Below are 22676 nucleotides of genomic sequence, written 5' to 3'. Positions count from 1 at the left end.
TTCATTAGCTTAAACTTAATTTAGATTTTGGTCTAGTTCTAAAGAAATCTGAAAAACTTGGTGGGTTTTCAACTACACCACGCTTTGAGATTAGTTGAATATCTATATTGCGATCTTTCGCTTTAACCGAAAAATCGTCTAGAATTTCAATAATATCAAGATCAAGATATCTTGTCTTTAGCAAGTTTATCTCTAAATAGGTGTCCCTTGGCAGGCTATCCAATTCTTTAAGAATGGCACCTTTATTAAAAAAGGTCACTTCTTCTGCAAGGGTCATTTTTATCCTGTGCTTTCCATTACTTACATCTTCCATATGAAGGAAATGGGAGTTCTGATAGCTTTTCAATAGGATAACCACAATACCTACAACAAGGCCAAGGCTAATACCAACCAGCAAATCTGTAAATATGATACCAAATACGGTAACCGAAAACGGAACGAACTGCTTCCATCCCAATTTGTACATCTTCACAAAAAGGGCCGGTTTCGCCAATTTATAGCCTACGATAAATAGTATGGCCGCTAAAACCGATAGGGGTATCATATTCAATAATTTTGGAATAAGAATTACGGAAATAAGTAATAGGAAACCATGAAAAATAGCAGATAGTTTTGATTTTCCACCAGATTGAATGTTGGCAGAACTTCTAACGATTACTTGGGTAATGGGTAGTCCGCCAATTAGTCCGGATATAATGTTACCCGTACCTTGGGCTAGCAGCTCGCGGTTGGTAGGTGTTACGTTTTTTTCAGGGTCCAACTTATCGGTGGCCTCAACGCATAAAAGAGTCTCCAGGCTGGCAACCAAAGCAATGGTAAAAGCAGTTATCCATACATCAGGGTTTGTAATTGCCGCGAAATTGGGAAAACTGAACTGTCCGAAAAATGATGCGGCATCCTCAGGAATCGGTACACTTACCAAGTGATCGGAAGAAATAGCCAAAAATGAACTGTTCTGTGTTAAAACAAAGAATATGATACCTACTGCAACGGCAACCAAAGGCCCTTGGATAAGTTGAAAAATCTTTCCTTTTTTGGAAAGTACCTTATCCCATAACAATAATATGGATAAGCCCACTATGGCCACCAGTGTTGCACCGGGGCTAATATTGTTTACGGTATTAAGGATTTCCGAAAAGGTGTTCTCCCCATCCACTTGAAAAAAGGCCCAATCGCCTTCCGGGTCAGGGTCATAACCAAAAAAATGCGGAATTTGTTTAAGTATAATAATGACACCTATACCTGTAAGCATGCCTTTTATTACGGATGAAGGGAAATAATACCCAATAATTCCAGCTTTTAGAATACCGAATATCAACTGAATGATTCCACCCAGTACAACGGCAACCAGGAAGTTTTCAAAACCTCCCAATGCGCCAATCGCTGTTAACACTATAGCGGCCAGACCGGCTGCTGGTCCACTAACACCAATTTTAGAGCCGCTTAGCGCTCCAACAACAATACCGCCAATGATACCGGCAATTAAACCTGAAAACAAGGGGGCGCCACTGGCTAAAGCGATACCCAAACATAGGGGTAGCGCAACAAAAAATACTACGACACTTGCGGGAAGGTCGCTCTTAATATTTTTGAACATATAAAATAATAATTTGGTCCTTAATGGGAATCAAGGACAAGTTTTTAATTAATCGAAATAGTTTGACTTTTAAGATTAACCTATACGTTCAGGTGGTGGTAGAAGAATTTTTTGGGTGAAGTTTATATGCCCCATAGGGTGGTATATACCCATTGTAGATTTTTGGGACAGGGCTATTAAAGAAAAATCTGTATGACTATCGTTTACGAACTTCTCCTGCAATGGAGATTTCTTGCCGGTTTCTTGCTGTTCTTCCTCGTTGAGGTTGGTTACAATAACGGGATTGTCAATATCTAGTAAAGTTATGGCGCTCGGAGCCACAATGGCAAATAGCCAAAGGGAGAGTAAAAGAATACGAGCGAAAACTTTCATAGAATTACAAATAATGACAAATATAACACCAACGGTTTTATTAGACGTTAAAGAAATATTAAAAATCCTTAAGGATTTTTATATCCTCTGATGGAATCCAACCTGTGGTGCCATCGGCAATTTCAATTTTTTTCCAGTCATTTAATTCTTCAAGTACATTGACCTTGGTGCCGGCATGCAAATTAAAAATGGCCTGACTCCTATTGTTGGGTTCGGATTTAATGCCAACTTCTTCCGAAAAAACTATGGCAGGCTGTTCCGATTCAAATTTGGAAAATTGCAAATAGGCCAGTATTGCCGCCAATACTGTCATCAGAAGAAAAATAAAACTGCTTATAAAGGCTATTCGTTTTTGGGAAGAAAACGTAAAATAATAAAAGGCAATATAACAGCATACAAAGAGCATCATAAAGCCAACTGCAACATAGGCCCATTGGTCAAATGAGAGATATGCGGTAAGTCTGTTGTACATTTTGGAAATAGTGGTCTGAGGTAGGGGTTCAATGGCATCCAAAGTCATATTTTGGGCATAGGCCAGGTTGTTCTTAACGTCCTGATCATTTGGTTTTAGCAATAATGCCTTTTCGTAGTAATATATACTAGGGGCAATTTTGTTAAGTTTATAATAGGTATTCCCAAGATTGAAATAGAGTTCGGCCGAATGCTCCCCATTCGATAATATCTTTAAATAATTGTCCGCAGCTTTTGTATACTCCCCTTGGTTGTACAATGCCGTAGCTTCGTCAAATAGTTGTTCGTTTTGGGAAAATCCCAAGGTACATACCAAATATGCTAAAATAGTTAATACACGTACCATTGCTTAAATTTGTTTATCCAGTTGTGAAATAACCTCACTCGCTTTATTGTAATCCTGTTGCATCTGAACATCAGAAAAAGGGCTATATCTTGCCATTTCACAATTTTTCAGTAATCCCACAAAGCCCTCCCGAGTGGCTTCATCTACATTTTTTTCACTTAATAAAGAGGCTATTTTATCCTTGCTGAATTCTGATGTCTCTATTTTAAGTTTGGCCTTCAAATAATTGTGCAATGCCTTTTCCAAAGCTACGTAAAATGACTCCTTGGAGCCTAGTGCTTTTTTGGCTGCGGATAGGTATTTCCTTGCCAATTTATTGGCACGTTTAATTTTGTTTCCTTCTACGTCACTGGCAATGGCCTCTCTTTTTTTGCCAAAGAGGATGGCCAGAGGAATTAATAAAACCGGAAGTAGCCACCAAAGAAAGAAGCTGGTAGACCCAAAAAAGTAATTATTATTGATGGCTGTTAGGTTTGGCTTTATTTTATTGAAAACAAATTGATCCCCTGTAGCCACAACCCTTTGTTTATTATTGGAACTAAGACCAGTGTTGTCTACGGCTCCGCTTGTGGGGCCTTCCAGTACATTGATCATGATTTCCCCGGAACTCAAGGTTTGATATTTTTCGGTCTTTGGGTTAAAAAAGCTAAAAGCTATACTGGGAATGGGATACTTGCCTTTAAATGTAGGCACTACCGTGTAGCTATTGCTTACATTTCCTTCCATACCAGAGAGGGTAGTACGAACACTTTCATTGAACTCCGGATCGTATACTTCCAAGGAACTTGGGAGATTTAAACTTGGAATTTCAAAAAGTTTTAAATTACCCTTACCATTTATGGCAACTTTGGCCTGTAGGGACTCTGATGCATTAAGATGGGTCTTACTGGTGGTCACCGAAAATTGGAATTCTCCTACCGCACCACTAAAATCTGCCGGTTTGCCTTCTGTAGGCAAAGGTTTTACATTAATGGTCCTATTGCCAGCGGATACGGTCTTGTTGGTTTGGGCAAATATTCTTCCCCCAAAGAAATCCCGTTTGTTGGTGGGAATCTGGAGACTTACATCCAGAGAAAGTGGCTCAATTTCCAATTCTCCCGTTCTCTGCGGGTATAAAACTACCCTTTTTAAGATTACGGATCTATATGACTTGCCATCATAGGTAGTATTCTGTACATCGTATTTGGTAACTGGAATATCCTGGCTCCAGAAATTGTTATATTTAGGGTTGTCCAGCGCCCTAAAATTGGTTACGTCTATAGAAGGACTTGCGTAAAGTTTATAAACTACGGTTACGGCTTCATTCAGATATGGGCTGGTTTTGGATATTTCGGCAACCAGATGTAAACTTTCATCGGCAACATCATCGACCGTTTTTTCCCCGTCCGGTCTTTCTACTGCAGCGGTAACCTCTACTTCTTTTGGGAGCGATTTATAGGTTTCACCCTTGATGACAATGGTGGCCTGCTTAATGGTAAATTTCCCCCTTGCCGTAGGCGCTAGGGTATAGGTGTAGGTTTTGGAAAAGCTTCTAACCCCGTTCACCCAAGAGGAGCTAATGGATTGCGATGGACCCATAAGTACCCTGAAACCTTCAAAATCCGGAGGAACAAAATTATCCCCATCCCTGTTCATGGTAAAGTCTACCCTTAGACGTTCGTTAATGCCCAATACATCCTTGCTGAGATTCATCTCGAAGGTAACGGTTTCATTGTTCTGGGCATACGAGAATATGCCGAGGAACAACAATGAAAATAACGATATGTATTTTTTAATATTCACGTGTATTACCAGTCTTTTTCATTTTGGATTTTTGCACCTTTTACTTTTTGTGCATCAATTTTTTCCTGTACTTTTTTCTCTTCGTTCTGCATGGCCTCCAACAAGTTTTTCACTTGCTGAGGAGATAATTGGTTAGGTCTTGGTTGTTGTTGCTTCTGATCTTCTGCCTTATATGGCTCGTCGTTTTTCTCTTCATCATCTCCTTCACCTTCTTTATTGTCTTCTTTCTCTTCCTCGCCTTTATCCCCTTCTTCATTCTTATCGCCCTGGTTCTCTTCTTGTTGGTCGCCTTTATTGTCTTCGTCCTGATCCCCTTCCTTTTTATCCTGGTTCTGGTCCTTCTGATCTTTTTGGTCTTCCTGGTTCTGGTCGTCCTTATTCTGGTCGTTTTTTTGTTCTTCTTCCTGCTGTTTTTTCAGCATTTCTTTGGCCAAAGCCAAATTGTAACGGGTCTCCTCATCCGTAGGGTCATTTCTCAAAGCTTCCTTATAGGCATCTACCGCTTTTTGGTATTCTTTGTTTTTCATAAAGACATTGCCCATGTTATGGTAGGCCATGTGCTTGTCTTTTTTGTTGGTGGCATTTTCTCCCGCCTGCTTAAACCTGCCAAAGGCTTCGCTATAGGTTTCGTTTTCATAATAGGCGTTCCCTAAATTATAGGGAGCTATGCTACTTTCCGCACTCTTGGAGATGGCCCTCCTATAGTTGGCTTCGGCATTTACAAAATTACTTTCGGACAGATCTTTATTTGCTTCCCACGTAAAGTTGTTGGCAATTTTAAGTGATTTTTCCTTTTCCTTGTCCACTTCCTGTGCTTGGACAAGGCCTCCGATCAAAATAATGATAAATGCTATCTTTTTCATAATCCTTCTGCGTTTATCGCTCGTTAAACAGATTCAATTTTTTAAGCCACTTGGTCTTTCTATCCAAGACAAAAATGTCTAAAAATAAGAATAAAAGCCCTGCGGCCAAAAACCACTGGAACTGATCTTTGAATTCGGCGAATTGCTTGGCCTCAAATTCTTTCTTGTCCATCTGGTTCAATTGCTCCTTAATGAAGGCAACCGCTTCTTCCGTGTTTTCCCCGTTTATGTATTCTCCATTGCCCTCATCGGCAATTTCTTGAAGCACCTCTTCATTTAATTTTGTAATGACCACTTCACCTTGGTTATCTTTTTTCAGGCTTTCAACAATACCGTTTCTTTTTAGTGGTATGGGGGCTCCCTTTGTTTTTCCCACCCCAATCGTAAATACCCTTATGCCTTCATTGGTAGCATCTTCAACAGCATTGCTTACATTGCCTTCGGAATGGTCTTCCCCGTCGGAGATAATGAAAAGCACACGGTTGGTTTGTTCCTCATCGTCATAATAGGTCGATGCCAATTCAATGGCCTGGTCAATTGCCGTTCCTTGGGAAGAAAGCATATCGGTGTTCATGTTTTGCAAGAACATTTTGGCAGCACCATAATCGGTCGTTATAGGGAGTTGTGGGAATGCCTGTCCGGCGTATGCAATAATCCCAATTCTGTCACTCGCCAGTTGATTGATAATTTCGGAAACCAGACGTTTGGCCTTTTCCAGTCTATTAGGGGCTATATCCTCGGCCAACATACTTTTGGAAACATCTACGGCAAATACTATATCGACCCCTTCCCTTTTAACCGTTTCCAGTTTGGTGCCCATCTTTGGGTTGACCAATGCCATTGTCAAAGAGGCTATTCCCAATAAAATAAAAATTAATTTTAAGGTGGATTTGAAATTGGACCTGTCCGGAGTCAATCGCTTTAAAAGGCCAATATCCGCAAATTTTCTCTGCGTTCTTTTTTTCCAGATTTGAAGGAGCACAAAAAGAACCACCATCACCGGAATGATAGATAACAGATATAAATATGATTTTTCGTCTAACTGAATCATTTTGTATTCTTCCTTTTTAAATCAATTCCTTTGAAACCTAGTTTCTTCTTATTAAATAAAACTCCTGAACAAGGTGTTCCTTGCCAACCATTCCAACAAGAGCAAAACCCCTGCCAAATACACCCAGGGTCTAAATTTTTCTTCGTATTTGTAGTACTTAAACTCCTCTACTTCCGTTTTTTCCAATTTGTTTATTTCCTCGTAAATGGCCTCCAGTTTTTTATTGTCGGTAGCCCTAAAATATTGCCCTCCGGTTGTTTCCGCAATAGATTTTAACAGGCTTTCGTCTATTTCTACTTCCCGCATTCCATATCTGAAGGATCCGTCGGCATTATAGGCTATGGGCGACATGGCATTTCCATTGGTGCCAAGACCAATAGTGTAGGTTTTAATACCGAACTCCACTGCCAGATCTGCGGCAGTTTGGGGCTCTATAAATCCAGAATTGTTTACTCCGTCGGTCAGAAGTATAATTACTTTGCTCAAGGCCTTACTTTCCTTTAGTCTGTTGACAGAGGTGGCAAGTCCCATCCCAATAGCTGTTCCATCATTTAATTGCCCATATGTTATTTCGTCCAAAGCCCTTAAAACTATGGATTTATCACTAGTAATAGGCGTTTTGGTATAGCTTTCGCCTGCATAAGCCACCAAGCCGATCCTATCGTTTGGTCTTTCGTTAATAAAATCGGCCGCTACTTTTTTAAGTGCTGCCAATCTATACGGCTTTAGATCTTTTGCCAACATACTTGAGGAAACATCGATGGCCATAACAATATCAATTCCTTTTGTAGTTTTGGTCCTGGTGGAGATATCCTCGGTCTGTGGTCTCGCCATGGCAACTATGATCGCCGCCAATGCCAACAAGCGCATAACAAACAACGCCGGTTTTAATTTGGGCAATATGCTACCTTTGGGAAAGCCCTTAATGCTCGACATTTTCAAAGAAGCGGTCTGTTCCTTTCTTTTAAAGAAATACCAAAGCATTGCCACTGGAAGTAATAATAACAACCAGAAAAACTGTGGGTTCGCAAAGGAAATATTCTCAAACATCTATAAGCTCGTTTTTACTTCTACTGAGTTCAAAATTCGGTCTACTATCTGGTCTGCATATTGGTCATCTGCCAACCATGTCAAGATTACATTTTGCTGAAAACCTTTACCGCCAAAAAATAGGACCACATAGTTTCCAGAAATCAATTCCTTGGATTCGGGCACGGCAAATTTTCCACTTCCGTACAGTTTAACCCCTTTTACCCCTGAGAGGGTAGAAAAAGGTTCTTGCTTGGTAGTGATGTTCTTGGCGCCTTGATTTTCAAAATTTTTCAAAATTTGTTCGGAAGCCTTTTCAAAATCCGGTTCCTCCGGTTGTGCCAATGTAATAGAGGTGGCACCAATGGTAAACAGTCCAATGGAGCTCCTATAGGCAAACGCCTGCATTTCTTTTATGGAGGCTTTGGCTTCAGGCGGGAGTTTTACCGCTTGTCGCAATAAGACTTCCGGGGTATGTAAACTAATAGGGGGAAAACCGTAATCGCTCTGTACCCATTCCCTTTCCAATAATTCTTTGGTCGGGTGGCCCAAAACGGTATCCTTTACCTGTCCAAATCCGTAGTAGCCTATTGCCGCTACAGTGGAAAATAAAAGTACAAGAACTGCAGAGACAGCAACAATTACTATTTTTTTCTTCTGCTTTTTGCGTTCCAGCTCCTCCAAATACTCTTCGCGTTGCAATAATTCCTCTTCAGTAGGCTCTGGAATGGCTTCTTTGGTCTTTATCACAATCTGCTCCACAGATTTCCTGTCTTGTTCCGCTGCAGAGGACTCCGGCTTGGATTTTGCAAATTTTACCAAATCCGAGGTCTGTAAAACCTTTTTGAACTGTTGTATGGTTTCAGGGTCCAGTTTCAACTGACCAGCATCCTTCATCATTTCCAATTTATCTATCAATTGGTCCGTAGTACTTTCCAATGCAGTGACATGTACATCTTCTTCCAGGTAGGATCGCACAATGTCCGTTAACTCGGAATAGTAGGATTTATAATCGTCCTGAATTAAATATTTTGATTTTTCCAATTGTTTTAAACCAAGAATAGCACGGTCAAAAGGAGGTAATAGGGCTACTTTTTCCTCTTCGCTCAATGGCTTCTTTCTGAAAACGAACCAATATAAGGCTGCCCCGACCAAAATTAAAATACCCAGAACCCAAAGGAGAATTCTCCAAAGTGCACCGTTCGATTTTTCTACATTTATAATGGGTTTTATGTCGTACATCTTCTGCGCCAAGGTATCGACAGGTACGGTAGCAACATCAATTTTTATGGAATCGGTAAAAAACGGTTTTCCGTTTACCATAATCTGTTGTCTTGGAAGAGTATAGGAACCTGAGTCAAATTGGGTTAGGGCATAAATTTTTTGCAGGGTCATCCTATCCAATTTTTTAACCGTATCGGTCTTGAGGGCCTCTACGGTTTCCAAAGGGGAAAAGGTCTGTCCTTCCGGGAAGATTACCTGGGCGGTGGAATCTGTTTCAACGGTAACCTTAAAATTAATCTGTTCGCCAATCTTTATATAGGTGGTATCCACCCCTGACACAATGGTGGGGGGAGTTTGGGAAAAACCTTGTGTCGAGGCAAATAGCAGACACAATGTAATATATCGTAGAAAATACGAATAAGTCTTTATAATGCTCAAAATTAAGTTCCTCATTTAAATCAACCTCTTCTCTTAAAATAGCCCAATAATTTCTTTACATAACTTTCATCCACCCTACAACTTAACACTCCACAACCAGATTTGGTAAAAGTCTCCTGAAAATAGGCAACGCGCTCATTATAGTGTTTGCCATAGGCCATCCTTACTTTTTTGGACTGGGTATTCACCAATTGAATTGCTCCAGTTTCAGCATCCTGCATTTGTACCATGCCTAAATTTGGGATGGTCTCCTCTCTTTCATCAAATACCCTAATACCGGTAAGATCATGCTTTTTGCCTGTAATACGCAAGGTTTGAAGGTAGTCGTCGGTAATAAAATCCGAGAGTACAAAGACTATTGCTTTTTTCTTCATTACGTTGGTAAGGAATTTCAAGGCAGCTCCCAAATCGGTCTCGCTGCTCTTGGGCGAAAACTCCAGTAACTCCCTTATAATTCTTAGGGCGTGACTTTTTCCTTTTTTTGGTGGAATGTAAAGTTCTACTTCATTCGTAAACAGAAGAAGTCCAACCTTATCATTGTTCTGAAGTGCCGAAAATGCCAGGGTAGCAGAAATTTCGGTAATAATTTCCTTTTTAAACTGATTGCTGGTACCAAATAGTTCTGAACCACTCACATCTACCATAAGCATCATGGTAAGTTCTCTTTCCTCCTCAAATACCTTTACATAGGGTTCGTTATAGCGTGCTGTTACGTTCCAATCTATGGATCTAACATCATCGCCAAATTGATATTGGCGCACCTCACTAAAAGTCATACCTCTTCCCTTAAAGGTCGAGTGGTATTCCCCACCAAAAATATGGTCGGAAAGACGCCTCGTCTTTATTTCGATCTTGCGAACTTTTTTTAATAATTCCTTGGTATCCATTTTCAGTATGCAGTTTGCAGTAAAAAGTATTCAGTTACAGTTTTAAGTATTAAAGACCAAAAGCTGTAGACGGATAACTGTAGACTGATTAAGGTACTTCAATTTCGTTTACGATCTTGTTTATTATTTCTTCCGAAGTAATGTTTTCTGCCTCGGCCTCATAGGTTATACCGATCCTGTGGCGTAAAACGTCATGAATCACAGCCCTTACATCTTCAGGAACAACATAGCCCCTTCTTTTAATAAAAGCATAGCATTTGGCAGCTACCGCTAAATTTATACTACCCCTTGGCGAAGCTCCGAAACTGATCAAAGGTTTTAGGCTTTCAAGATTATATTTTTCCGGGTATCGGGTGGCAAAAACAATATCGAGAATATATTTCTCAATTTTCTCGTCCATATACACATCCCTTACTGCCTTTTGGGCACTAAGAATCTGCTTAACGCTAACCACGGGTTTTACCTCTTCATATGCTCCCTTAAGGTTTTGCCTAATTATTAATTGCTCCTCGCTAAGTTTGGGGTAATCTATTACGGTCTTTAACATAAAACGATCCACCTGGGCTTCCGGTAAGGGGTAAGTTCCTTCTTGTTCCACCGGGTTTTGGGTAGCCATAACCAGAAAAGGCTTGTCCAGTACAAAAGTTTCATCGCCTATGGTAACTTGTTTTTCCTGCATGGCTTCCAAAAGGGCGGATTGCACTTTTGCAGGGGCACGGTTAATTTCATCAGCCAAAACAAAATTGGCGAATATGGGACCCTTCTTAATGGAAAAATCGTTCAATTTCATATTGTAGATCATAGTACCAACAACGTCTGCCGGTAAAAGATCGGGAGTGAACTGAATTCTACTAAAGCTTCCTTGTACCGCTTTTGCCAAGGTGTTTATCGCTAAGGTTTTGGCCAAACCGGGGACACCTTCCAGTAGAATATGGCCCTGTCCTAAAAGTCCAATGAGCAATCGTTCAACCATATGTTTTTGTCCTACGATTACTTTGTTCATTTCTAAAATAAGTAGGTCAATAAAAGCACTCTCCTGGGCAATTTTCTCGTTCACGGCACTGATATCTACCGAAGTATTTTCTTCCATATAATCCTTTGTTTTGTTTTGTTTACAGTGGTTTACTCCAAAAGTGGATGCAAATTGAAAATTTATTTAGTTATTGGCTGTTAATGTATGGTTAAAAGTTAAGCAATGGGTCCAGTTTTATGAACTATTTAAGGGAATTATTCATAATTTCACAAACATATGAAAAATAAAACATCTTATTTCAAAATCGTAACAGGGACAATTACTTGGGGCGATAGGGGTAAGAAGCTTCCTTTTGGGGAAGGATATATGTTAATTGGTCATTGATAAGCACCGGGTAATCCCACTTTTGACAAGGTGGATATTTTAGGGGTCCCTTGGGCAATAAATCGTTCTATGGAATAGCCTTTCCACTGCTAATATCAAGGTGCAAAATTTGGCTTTTGAGTGCAACCTGTACTAGACTGGTGATTGATGCAAAAAAGGCCATAAATACGAACTATTAGCAGAAAGATTGGTTTTTGTTCCCTTGATTTAGAAATAGGGTAAAAGAGCCATTAGTAACCGACCAATGGCATTGTTAAGAAATAAAATAAAGAATTAGTTTTATGAGTATTACCATTAATGAGAAACCAACAGCATTTATAACAGGAGCTACAAGCGGAATAGGGCTTGCAACCGCCAAACTCTTTGCCTCCAACAGGATTAATTTAGTTATTTGTGGCAGGCGAAAAAAGCGATTGAATGAGCTTAAAAAGGAACTGTCCAGACATACCAAGGTTTTCATTTTGGAATTTGATGTTCAGGATAAAAAAGCGGTTTTTGAAGCTATTGCTTCCCTTCCCGAGGAGTTTTCCAATATTGATATTTTAATCAATAATGCTGGCAATGCCCATGGTCTGGATTCCATAGAGGAAGGTAATCTGGATGATTGGGAGGCTATGTTGGACATTAATGTCAAGGGCCTTTTATATGTTTCCAAGGCCATAATGCCAAAAATGATCAAAAACAAATCGGGTCATATTATAAATATTGGCTCCATTGCCGGGAAGGAAGTGTATCCTAAGGGGAATGTGTACTGCGCAAGTAAATACGCTGTGGATGCCTTAAACCAAGGGATGAGAATAGATTTAAACCAATACGGCATTCGCGTTGGGGCCATTAATCCGGGATTGGTGGAAACAGAATTTAGTAAGGTACGGTTTAAGGGGGATGATGGAAGGGCCGCGGATACTTACAAGGGTTATAAGCCCTTGCAACCGGAAGATATTGCGGATGTAATTTATTTTATGGTAACCAGACCCTCCCATGTTAACATTGCAGACTTATTAATTTTACCTACGGCACAAGCGAGTGCCACTATTGTCAATAAGGAATTATGATCAATAAACGCCTGCTCGTAAAAAGCCTATTGGCCCATAATGACGAGAATAGCTTTTATGATAAAAAGCGCTTTATAGATATTGGACAGAGGGAGGGGAAGGCCAAATTTTTGAAGCATGTCTGCGCACTTGCCAATAGCAACCCTCAAAACAATTCTTTTATCGTAATTGGGGTCGAGGATGAGGACAATGAAATTGTAGGGGTCGATTTTTTTGATGATAGCAAGATTCAAAATTTGGTAAACGCCTATTTGGACAATCCCCCACGGATTACTTATGAAAATATTCCATTTCCGCATTTGCCAATGGGTAAAGTAGTTGGCTTGGTAACTATAAAATCCAATGGGAAGGTATGTTCTTTGCGGAAGAATATCTGGAAGTATTATGGCGGGTCGGTGTTTTTTAGGGATGGCAGCATAAGTATGCCAAAAGCTTATGGAATTGAGTTAACGGATGTAAATGCAGATGTTGTGGCAACCATAGAAAAGCATGCCAAAAACAACATTGAACTTACCTTGGATGGCGTGATCGATTTCTTAAACGAAAGGCATAAGGATCTTACCAATAATTATAAGGTTTTTAAGGAGCAATTTGTGGTTTGTTGGGCGGGGCATCAAAAAAAAGTAAAAAATGAAACCTATTATTCCCGTGTCGACATTGAATTGATCAATGAACAAGTAAAGTTGTTTTTTTCGGAATTTGATGAAATTACGATAGCTTATGATGAAAATTCCTTCACTACCATAGAATATGTGCAGTTGGGGTTAAGCAGTGAACAAAAATATTATCCGTTGGAAAAAGTGGTAATTACCTTTTCTGATAACGGCACCTATACCATTCAAAGCGATTTAATATTTGAACCTCCCTTATATGATAAAAAAACACTTCATCATATATACAACGCAAATGTGGCCGTGCTTAAGAAAATTGAAAAGGAAATTCCTTTGACCCCAAATGAGGAAAGGGATTTGGATCTGTTGTCCGATACTTTTTTAATTTGTTATGTAAATGGCTTCGAAGAGGCCAAGGATATTATGGAAAACACCAAGCCTGTAATGAAGAAATACAATCTTCCGGTGTATCAATCTATAAAAGAATCCCTACGCATCATTAGAAAGATGAAGTATAATTAGCGGTTTCCGACCATTACATTTATAGTTCGTTTAATTGCTGCTGCGTGGGCAAGGATTCTATGGCCCCATAATTTGTGGTCGTAATTGCACCTGCCTTATTGGCTTGTTGAACCATATTTTCCAAAGGTCCCGAATCGGCCATAAGGGTATCCAAGTTGGTGGTCAGGGCAATCTGTTTCAGCAAACATCCAATAAAAGCATCTCCCGCACCTGTGGTATCAACAGGGCTTACCTTTATACTTGGAATTATCTTTTTAATTGCCGGTGTACTTAAATAGGTGCCTTCCCCACCTAGGGTAACCGTAATAATCTTGGAGCCCAGCTGGTGTAAAAAAGCACATGCCTCTTCCAAATTTTCCTTTCCTGAAAGTAACTGTGCCTCTTCCAAACTAAATTTACACAGATGGGATTTTTCTATAAAAGGGATACATTTTTGCACAAATATGGCTTCTGTTCCTTTCCAAAGATCTGCCCTAAAATTAGGGTCAAAGGAAATAAAACTATTGTTGGAAATGGCCTCTTGGAGATAAAGTGAATAAGCCTCTTCCAGACTGCCCCCCAAGAATGAGGTGGCGGCTCCAAAATGAACAATTTGATCTTTGAACAGCTTACTTAAGCTGCGATCATATGTTAATTCTTTGTCCGCTCCACGGCTAAAAACAAAATCGCGCTCCCCATCCTCTGCCAGGGAAACAAAGGCCAGGGTAGTGAAAGTGTCGGACCGCTGTGCCAGGGATACGTCCACCTGTCCTTCCGTTAAGGTATTGATTAGGAAAGTACCAAAGGGATCTTTTCCTACGCAGCCAATAAAAAAACTTTTGCCCTCCAGTTTGGCTATTGCCGACGCCACATTGGCCGGGGCACCCCCTGCTTTTTTTGTGAAATTGTTGGCTTTTGCTAGATCGCTGCCTTGTTTTTCCGCTACAAAATCTATTAATAATTCCCCGATACAGAAAACGTTTTTCATGCCTTGATTTTAATTGATTAATCTAAAATAGATAGAAAAATGCAGTAATACTAAAAACACCCCCAAATGCATGCATTTGGGGGTGTAACTTTTAGAAATTGGACTATACATACAAATGGCAATGGCTTATCCGCATTTGGACGAACCACAGTCCTTACAGGTAAGGCATCCTTCTTGGTAAATAAGATTCTTGGAATTACAGGAATCACATTTTTGTCCTTTGGCCTCTGTACCATCGGCAACGTATCTTTTAAGTGCTCTTGCTACCCCATTTTTCCATGTGTTGATAGATTCACTGTCCAGTTGTAGACTATTAATAAGGTCTACTACTTTTTCTATAGGCATGCCATGGCGGAGGGTACTCGAAATCAATTTGGCATAGTTCCAATATTCCGGATTAAATTTATGGGATAGTCCTTCAATGGTGGTTTTATAGCCTCTTTTGTTCTTGTACTGAAAATCGTAACGCGAAGAACCGTCCTCGTTTCTGCTTTTTATAATTAATCCGTTATTCACCCATCTAGGGATTAATATACCGTCCTCATCATCGGCCATACCAGTGAAAATTTCATAGGGTTGGTCGTTGATCAGGCCAATAAAAGCGATCCATTTTTCTTTGTTGTTTTGAAGTCGCACTACATCGGCCTCCAAAATTTGGGGACGTTTTGTGGGGAAATGGGTAAGGGCTTCCTCCTCTTCCGATTTTTTTGAATCATTGGAGATCAATACACCGGATCTGGAACCATCCCTGTAAACTGTAACGCCTTTGCAACCAGCCTTCCAAGCTTCCAAATAGAGTTTTCCGACCAATTCTTCGGACACATCGTTCGGAAGGTTTATAGTGACACTTATGCTATGGTCTACCCATTTTTGAACCGCACCCTGTAAACGTACTTTGCTCAACCAATCAACATCATTGGAGGTGGCTTTGTAATACGGGGAACTTTTTACAATTTTCTGTAATTCTTCCTGGGAATAATTTTTTTCTGTATCAATTCCCTTGACGGACATCCATTGTTTGAATTTATGATGGAACACCAAATATTCTTCCCATGAATCCCCAACTTCATCCACAAAATCAATACGGACATCCTTATCATTGGGATTAACCTTCCTTCTGCGCTTGTATACAGGCAGGAAAACCGGTTCTATGCCAGATGTGGTTTGGGTCATTAAACTGGTAGTGCCCGTGGGCGCAATGGTTAATAAGGCAATGTTTCTTCGGCCGTATTCCAACATTTCGTAGTACAGTTTTTCATCGGCTTCCTTCAGTCTCAGGATAAAGGGGTTGTTTTTTTCCCTTTCCGCATCAAAAATTTGAAATGCCCCTCTGTCTTTGGCGGTATGTACCGAGGCTCTGTAGGCTTCCAAAGCAATAGTCTTGTGTACTTCAATTGAAAATTTGTTGGCCTCTTTACTTCCATAACGTAAGCCAAGTGCCGCCAGCATATCTCCTTCGGCAGTAATGCCAATTCCTGTACGCCTTCCCTGTTCGGCCTTTTCTTTGATGTTGGTCCATAAATTATATTCCACAGCTTTTGTGTCTTCCAATTCCGGATCCGCTTTTATTTTTTTCAGAATTACATCTACCTTCTCCAATTCAAGGTCTATAATATCGTCCATAATTCGCTGGGCGGCGGCAACATGTTCTTTAAATAGTTTAAAATCAAAGGTTGCATTATCCGTAAAAGGTTGGTCTACATAGGAGAAGAGATTAATGGCCAACAAACGACAGGAATCATAAGGGCATAATGGAATTTCGCCACAGGGGTTGGTAGATACCGTGTTATAACCCAAATCTGAATAACAATCCGGTACGGATTCCTTTATAATGGTATCCCAAAACAAAATACCAGGTTCTGCCGATTGCCAGGCGTTATGGACTATCTTGTCCCATAATTTTTGGGCATCTATAGTTTTGGAAACCTTGGGATTGGGGCTTTGAACAGGAAATTTTTGGGTATAGGGTTGTCCACTTTCGATGGCTCTCATGAAATCATCGTCCATTCTAACAGAAACATTGGCTCCCGTTACCTTACCCTGTTCCATTTTAGCGTCTATAAAATCTTCCGCATCAGGATGGTTTATGGAGACCGATAACATTAGGGCTCCCCTTCGGCCATCTTGGGCCACTTCCCTGGTAGTGTTGGAATATCTTTCCATAAATGGCACTAGGCCGGTTGAGGTCAAGGCCGAGTTTTTAACAGGCGACCCCTTGGGACGTATATGGGATAGGTCGTGGCCAACTCCCCCGCGGCGCTTCATAAGCTGCACCTGTTCTTGGTCTATTTTCATGATTCCCCCGTACGAATCGGACTGGCCCTCATTGCCTATTACAAAGCAATTGGAAAGGGATGCAATCTGAAAAGGATTGCCAATGCCGGCCATTGGGCTACCTTGGGGGACTATGTATTTAAAATTTTTGATCAGGTCAAAAACTTGCTCTTCATTTAGGGGATTTGGATATTTTTGTTCAATTCTGGAAATCTCCTTGGCTATCCTGTGGTGCATATCATCAGGAGTTAGCTCATAAATATTCCCTTCGGAATCTTTTAGGGCATATTTATTTACCCATACCCTGGCCGCAAGGTCATCACCTTTAAAATATTTTAACGAAGCATTAAAGGCTTCTTCCTGACTGTAAGTCTTTTGTGGTCCTTGGGCGATTTTTGTTGGCATATAATGATTTTTTAGGATTGTAATAGAATTGGAATAAAGAACAAAAGTATTAAAAAAAGTAGAAAGAAAAACATGATAAATATCATGAAAGTTTACAAGTAAAATGATTTAAAGAACTGATAATCAAAAATATAAAGATTTATCAACAGGAAAAAGTTAACAAATAAGTTGTACTTTTTTTTAATTTTTATTTTCTGAATGTTGTCGTTGTGAATAGAATTCCTGCACTAAATGGCTTGTAGGCCATTTGTTTTGGTAGATATGTTTTCACTTGGTTTGGTCTTGTTCATTGGGTTTTTAAGAGACATTGAATTATCTATTGGTTGTAGGATTTGTACTTAAATTATCCGGGGTAATCCATTTTTAATTCTTTTTGCCATGGATATTAAAGTGGTATTTGCGATTTTTGCAAAATGAGAACATTGGTAATCGGAGACCTGCATTCTGGGTTAAAGGCCTTGGAGCAAGTTTTGAAAAGGGCAAAAGTGAGTCCAAGTGATCATCTTATTTTTTTGGGGGATTATGTGGATGGTTGGAGTGATGCTGTAAATACGGTAAATTTTTTAATGGAGCTTAGGCTTACATATAAATGCTCATTTATAAGGGGAAATCACGATGAACTTTGCAATGATTGGTTAAAAAACGGGGAGAATAATCCACTTTGGTTACAACATGGGGGAAGTGCTACCCAGAATTCTTATCGGTTGGTAGGGGATGAAATAAAGGAAGCCCACATTCAATTTTACGATAATTTGGAAAATTATATTCTGGACACTGAAAATCGTTTGTTTATCCACGCAGGATTTACTAACTTAAAGGGTGTGGGACACGAGTATTTTACCAAAACCTATTATTGGGATAGGACCCTTTGGGAATTGGCATTGTCTTTGGACCCATCACTGACCAAAGAGGATGAATTTTATCCTCAAAGGTTAACACATTACAAGGAGATTTTTATAGGCCATACTCCGGTAACAAGGATTGGGAGGACAACTCCAAAGAATGCTGCCAATATTTGGAATGTTGACACAGGGGCGGCTTTTAGAGGTCCATTGACCATTATGGATGTTGGATCAAAGCAATATTGGCAAAGTGATCCGGTATATTTGTTTTATCCTTCCGAAATGGGAAGAAACTAAATTTTACTGTCTATAGGGACAGATTATCAAGATTATTAAGGATATTTACATAAAATTTGAAGAATGTCTAATAAGAACGTTAGAATAGAAGTGATGAAGTCCATTGAGGGTAAGGTGGATGGTTTTATAGACCAGTACCTTATTCCTATTCAGGATATTTGGCAACCAACGGATTTTTTACCGGATACACAAAGTGAAGGCTTTATGGATCACGTAACCCAAATACGTGAAGAAGCCAAGGAATTGGGGTATGATCTTTGGGTCACCTTGGTAGCAGATACTATTACCGAGGAGGCATTGCCTACCTACGAATCTTGGCTTATGGATGTAGAAGGAATAGACCAACATGGTGAAAACAAGAATGGCTGGTCCAAATGGGTGCGTCATTGGACCGCTGAGGAAAATAGGCATGGCGATGTGCTGAACAAATACCTTTATTTGGCCGGAAGGGTCAATATGAGGGAAGTGGAAATAACCACCCAGCATCTAATTGCCGATGGTTTCGATATAGGAACGGACAGAGATCCTTATAAAAACTTTGTATATACCTCTTTTCAAGAGTTGGCTACCAATATTTCGCATAAAAGAGTAGGTCAAATGTGTAAAAAGGGGGGCAATGCCCTACTTGGTAAAATGTGTACCATTATCGCGGGAGACGAAATGCGTCATCATTTGGCCTATAGGGAGTTTGTTAAGGTTATTTTTGAAAACGACCCAAGCCAGATGATGTTGGCTTTTGCCGATATGATGAAGAAAAAAATTGTAATGCCGGCCCATTTCCTAAGGGAGTCCGGAGGAAACATAGGGACCGCTTTTGAAAACTTTTCAAATTGTGCCCAAAGATTGGGGGTTTACACAGCTCAGGACTATATAGAAATTTTGAAAAAATTGAATAGCTATTGGGAATTGGATAGTATTCGAAGTCTTAATGATGATGCGGAAAGGGCGAGGGACTATTTAATGAAATTACCGGATAGATTGGAGCGAATCGCAAGCAGGATGAAATTCCCTGAGGACGACTACAGGTTCAAGTGGGTTGAAGCCAACGGAAGAATGGTCTAGTAAAAATAGCGTACTAAAAGCCAAAAACACCCCACTTATCCAGATAAGTGGGGTGTTTTTAATTGTATTTTTTACGACCAAGAGACCCTTGTCCTATTGGTTTATTTGTAAGGTGTATAAGTAACACTTTTCTGATTTAGCCAAAGTGCAGTTATAGGACGATTGTATTACTATAGTTTTCCTCTTTTGTGTTCTTCCTGCCATTTGTGCAATTCTTTCCATTTGCCTTCGTAGGCCATTTTTGCTTGCATAGGCCAGGATGCAGGATCGTGAATTTTATAACGGGCTCCTCCAGTGTCTAGGATTTCCTGACATTTGGCAACGGCAGTTTCGGACAAATCTTTCCATGTTTTTATATCAAAAGAATTGAATAGTTGCTGAATTTTGGGTCCAATTCCTTCCACGATCTTTAGGTCGTCCCGTTTTACAGTTTTTCCAAGGGCGGCTTTTGCTGCCTGTGCATTGAATGGTAGTAGGGCTTCTGCTGCGGCTATTGGGGCAATGGGTTTGGCAGGAACAACAAGTTCTACTTTTTGGGATAGTTGTTTGTTACATGCCGCCAAATCGGTTTCCAGTTTTGCGTTTTTGTCCTTTAGTATATTTAATTCTGAAGTGTGGTCTATTTGGGAATTCTTGCCTTTTCCGATTAGGTAGCCAAATAGTGCGCAGACTACACCTACTACGGCAGGAATAAACCAGCACCAAATACTTAGGTTTTCCATGTGCTTTATTGTTTTGGGTTAGTTGTTTTTATCAAGGTTCTGACGCTCATTCTTTTTCTCTGCCAGCATTTTATTTTTAGCAACATCCACTGTATTTTCAACCGTGGGAGTATCCTCTGTTTCGGTGATGCATGTATTGCACAACATGAGGTTAAAATAGGTTCCGGCAACTATGGCAATAACAATACCCAATAAATTGGTTGTTTTCTTAGACATTTCGGATAGCTGTAAGGGTTTTGTCTAAATGTATTAAAAAATTTGCTTAAATGTTAAAAAAATGTTATTAAATATTACGATTCAAGTAGTTAGCACAAAAAATAGGTTTTGGGACGTTTCACTTCCTTCAACAAAAATATAGGGGGATAATGTTGTATTGGGCTAGTTGTAAAAATTGTTCCAACCTATGTTTAAACTACTTTAAATGTGCAAGATGGGCATTAGAATTAGGGGGCAGTAGTTGCAAAATTTACCAATTATACACATTTTATTACCATCCATATAGTTTTGCTTTTAATCATGGAGCAAAATGTAGACTTTAGCGTAAATATTAGAATAACAAAGACCTTATTTCTCCCGACTAAGTTCCGGCATTGAAATAGGTCTTTTTCACCATAATTATTTGAGTTAGTTTGGTTAAACCCGCAGCTATTTCTAATGGACCTATTCGGGGGGAGGGGAAATTTTCAAGTGGCTACGGGTTTATATTCTTTCAAATATTCAAATTGAAAGTTTTTGTCTTGGAGTATAGAGCTATTCTTCAGGATGTAATTTGGTTGGTTAGTTTAAAACCCGCTATGTACTGGTTTACATCCAGTACATAGCGGGTTTTTTTATAGGTTCAATTCTAAAGATCAAACTTTATCCCTTGCGCTAAAGGCAATTCTGTGGTGTAGTTAATGGTATTGGTCTGTCTTCTCATGTATATTTTCCAGGCATCCGAGCCAGATTCACGACCTCCACCTGTTTCTTTTTCCCCTCCAAAAGCTCCTCCTATTTCAGCACCGGAAGTTCCAATGTTGACATTGGCTATACCGCAATCGCTACCTTGGACAGATAAAAATCGCTCTGCCTCCCTCAGATTATTGGTCATTATTGCCGAGGATAGTCCCTGGACCACTCCGTTTTGTATATCAATCGCATTTTCTACATCTCCGGAGTACTTTAATAGATATAATACAGGGGCAAAGGTCTCGTGTTGTACAATCTCATAGGTATTGTTTGCTTCGGCAATGGCCGGTTTTACATAACACCCACTTTCATATCCTTCTCCTTGCAGTACACCTCCCTCAACAATTAGCTTGCCTCCTTCTTCCACTACTTTCTTAAGCGCCTTTTGGTACATCCCTACGGCATCGGTATCTATCAATGGGCCAACATGGTTTTTCTGATCCAGAGGATTTCCAATTCGCAATTGTTTGTAGGCGGTAACAACTGCATCTTTTACCTTGTCATAGATAGAGTCGTGTATGATTAATCTTCGTGTGGAGGTACAACGTTGGCCTGCGGTGCCAACGGCCCCAAATACAGCTCCTATAACTGTCATTTTTATGTCCGCATCAGGGGTTACTATAATTGCATTGTTTCCTCCAAGTTCCAGGAGTGATTTTCCCAATCTGGCGGCCACTGCCTGAGCTACGATTTTTCCCATGCGTATAGACCCTGTAGCAGAAACTAAAGGAACCCTTTTGTCATGGGTCATAAATTCACCTACCTTATAATCGCCATTGATTAAACAGGAAATGCCTTCAGGAAGATTATTTTCTTTAAATACTGTTGCCGCTATGTTTTGACAAGCTACACCACATAAGGGTGTTTTTTCACTTGGCTTCCAAACACAGACATCTCCCGATATCCATGCCAAGGCTGTATTCCAGGCCCATACGGCCACCGGGAAATTAAATGCCGAGATTATGCCAACCACCCCCAAAGGATGATATTGTTCGTACATTCTATGTCCTGGTCTTTCGGAGTGCATGGTAAGTCCGTGCAATTGTCTAGAGAGACCTACGGCGAAATCACAGATATCGATCATTTCCTGCACCTCTCCCAATCCTTCTTGATATGATTTTCCCATTTCATAGGAAACCAATTTTCCCAAGGGTTCCTTGAGCTCACGAAGTTTATCACCAAACTGTCGCACTATTTCCCCCCTTTGTGGTGCGGGTTTTGTTCTCCAAAGTTTAAATGCATTGGTGGCCGCATCCATCACTTTTTCATAGTCTTCCTTAGAGGTGGTCTTTACTTTGCCAATTAGAACACCATCTACTGGAGAGTATGAACTCAACTCCTCTCCGGAGGAAAAATTATCCGAACCTGTTGAAGTTCCGTTATTTATAGCTTCGACGCCTAATTTTTTTAAGGCTTCATGGATTCCAAATTCTTGTGCAATTTTTGACATTTATAACTATTTTATCGTTAATTGTTATATTATTCAAATTTACAAATTAATGTGCAGTCTAAGGTATAACCAATCATAAATGTTTTAAAACCGGATTTATGGCT

Annotated in this window: 19 protein-coding genes; 4 read left to right on the top strand and 15 right to left on the bottom strand. The window is 40.0% G+C overall.

The annotated features are described in order from the left end of the window. Window positions 1-4: 4 nt before the first annotated feature. The 10 genes from KO529_RS20430 to KO529_RS20385 all read right to left on the bottom strand — a co-directional run bounded on the left by KO529_RS20430 (window position 5) and on the right by KO529_RS20385 (window position 11150). Complete coding sequence (locus KO529_RS20430) at window positions 5-1597, bottom strand: SulP family inorganic anion transporter (protein WP_215949696.1); 1593 nt, start codon at window positions 1595-1597, stop codon at window positions 5-7. 75 nt (window positions 1598-1672) lie between these two features. After that, on the bottom strand, window positions 1673-1969 hold the full coding sequence (locus KO529_RS20425) for a hypothetical protein (RefSeq protein ID WP_215949695.1): 297 nt from the start codon (window positions 1967-1969) through the stop codon (window positions 1673-1675). A 58-nt stretch (window positions 1970-2027) separates the two neighbouring features. Beyond that, on the bottom strand, window positions 2028-2786 hold the full coding sequence (locus KO529_RS20420; protein ID WP_215949694.1) for an SH3 domain-containing protein: 759 nt from the start codon (window positions 2784-2786) through the stop codon (window positions 2028-2030). Window positions 2787-2789: 3 nt separating this feature from the next. Continuing rightward, window positions 2790-4568 carry a BatD family protein gene (locus KO529_RS20415; protein ID WP_215949693.1) on the bottom strand — a complete coding sequence of 593 codons (1779 nt, stop codon included), beginning with the start codon at window positions 4566-4568 and terminating at the stop codon, window positions 2790-2792. Between the two features lie 5 nt (window positions 4569-4573). Then, window positions 4574-5431: a tetratricopeptide repeat protein gene (locus KO529_RS20410; protein WP_215949692.1), complete on the bottom strand. Its 858-nt coding sequence runs from the start codon at window positions 5429-5431 to the stop codon at window positions 4574-4576. A 13-nt stretch (window positions 5432-5444) separates the two neighbouring features. After that, complete coding sequence (locus KO529_RS20405) at window positions 5445-6482, bottom strand: VWA domain-containing protein (RefSeq protein ID WP_215949691.1); 1038 nt, start codon at window positions 6480-6482, stop codon at window positions 5445-5447. A 51-nt stretch (window positions 6483-6533) separates the two neighbouring features. Continuing rightward, the gene (locus KO529_RS20400) at window positions 6534-7532 is read right to left on the bottom strand and encodes a vWA domain-containing protein (protein ID WP_110354388.1); all 999 of its coding nucleotides are present in this window, start codon (window positions 7530-7532) and stop codon (window positions 6534-6536) included. After that, the gene (locus KO529_RS20395; protein WP_252734483.1) at window positions 7533-9188 is read right to left on the bottom strand and encodes a BatD family protein; all 1656 of its coding nucleotides are present in this window, start codon (window positions 9186-9188) and stop codon (window positions 7533-7535) included. It lies immediately after the preceding gene. Between the two features lie 5 nt (window positions 9189-9193). After that, entirely contained in the window at window positions 9194-10060 is an 867-nt protein-coding gene (locus KO529_RS20390) for a DUF58 domain-containing protein (protein ID WP_215949690.1), read from the bottom strand. A gap of 88 nt (window positions 10061-10148) precedes the next feature. Next, on the bottom strand, window positions 10149-11150 hold the full coding sequence (locus tag KO529_RS20385; RefSeq protein WP_110354391.1) for an AAA family ATPase: 1002 nt from the start codon (window positions 11148-11150) through the stop codon (window positions 10149-10151). Window positions 11151-11698: 548 nt separating this feature from the next. On the opposite strand from KO529_RS20385, the gene KO529_RS20380 reads away from it, so the two are divergent. Beyond that, window positions 11699-12472 (top strand): SDR family NAD(P)-dependent oxidoreductase, encoded by a 774-nt coding sequence (locus tag KO529_RS20380; RefSeq protein ID WP_215949689.1) that lies wholly within the window; start codon window positions 11699-11701, stop codon window positions 12470-12472. Beyond that, window positions 12469-13605 (top strand): ATP-binding protein, encoded by a 1137-nt coding sequence (locus KO529_RS20375; protein ID WP_215949688.1) that lies wholly within the window; start codon window positions 12469-12471, stop codon window positions 13603-13605. The genes KO529_RS20380 and KO529_RS20375 overlap by 4 nt, the downstream gene beginning before the upstream one ends. Window positions 13606-13624: 19 nt before the next feature. Here KO529_RS20375 and KO529_RS20370 read toward each other — a convergent pair whose 3' ends face one another. Together KO529_RS20370 and KO529_RS20365 are read right to left on the bottom strand one after the other, a co-directional pair. Then, window positions 13625-14572, bottom strand: a complete 948-nt coding sequence (locus KO529_RS20370) for a carbohydrate kinase family protein (RefSeq protein WP_215949687.1) — start codon at window positions 14570-14572, stop codon at window positions 13625-13627. A 126-nt stretch (window positions 14573-14698) separates the two neighbouring features. Then, a complete protein-coding gene (locus KO529_RS20365; RefSeq protein ID WP_215949686.1) occupies window positions 14699-17251 on the bottom strand; it encodes an adenosylcobalamin-dependent ribonucleoside-diphosphate reductase in 2553 nt (850 codons plus the stop codon). 413 nt (window positions 17252-17664) lie between these two features. Here KO529_RS20365 and KO529_RS20360 point away from each other — a divergent pair, with 413 nt between their 5' ends. Further along, window positions 17665-18390: a metallophosphoesterase gene (locus KO529_RS20360; protein WP_215949685.1), complete on the top strand. Its 726-nt coding sequence runs from the start codon at window positions 17665-17667 to the stop codon at window positions 18388-18390. Between the two features lie 63 nt (window positions 18391-18453). Then, entirely contained in the window at window positions 18454-19452 is a 999-nt protein-coding gene (locus KO529_RS20355; RefSeq protein ID WP_215949684.1) for an acyl-ACP desaturase, read from the top strand. A gap of 170 nt (window positions 19453-19622) precedes the next feature. Here the strand turns inward: KO529_RS20355 and KO529_RS20350 are convergent, their stop codons facing one another. The 3 genes from KO529_RS20350 to amaB form a co-directional block, all read right to left on the bottom strand. Further along, window positions 19623-20174, bottom strand: a complete 552-nt coding sequence (locus KO529_RS20350; RefSeq protein WP_215949683.1) for a hypothetical protein — start codon at window positions 20172-20174, stop codon at window positions 19623-19625. 18 nt (window positions 20175-20192) lie between these two features. Next, window positions 20193-20390 (bottom strand): hypothetical protein, encoded by a 198-nt coding sequence (locus tag KO529_RS20345; protein WP_215949682.1) that lies wholly within the window; start codon window positions 20388-20390, stop codon window positions 20193-20195. A 628-nt stretch (window positions 20391-21018) separates the two neighbouring features. After that, window positions 21019-22572: an L-piperidine-6-carboxylate dehydrogenase gene (gene amaB / locus KO529_RS20340; RefSeq protein ID WP_215949681.1), complete on the bottom strand. Its 1554-nt coding sequence runs from the start codon at window positions 22570-22572 to the stop codon at window positions 21019-21021. Between the last annotated feature and the right edge of the window lie 104 nt (window positions 22573-22676).

Origin of the sequence: Arenibacter algicola (genome assembly GCF_018860365.1) — a bacterium.
GTDB classification, from domain to species: domain Bacteria; phylum Bacteroidota; class Bacteroidia; order Flavobacteriales; family Flavobacteriaceae; genus Arenibacter; species Arenibacter algicola_B.
This window is presented reverse-complemented; position numbering and strand designations above follow the sequence as displayed.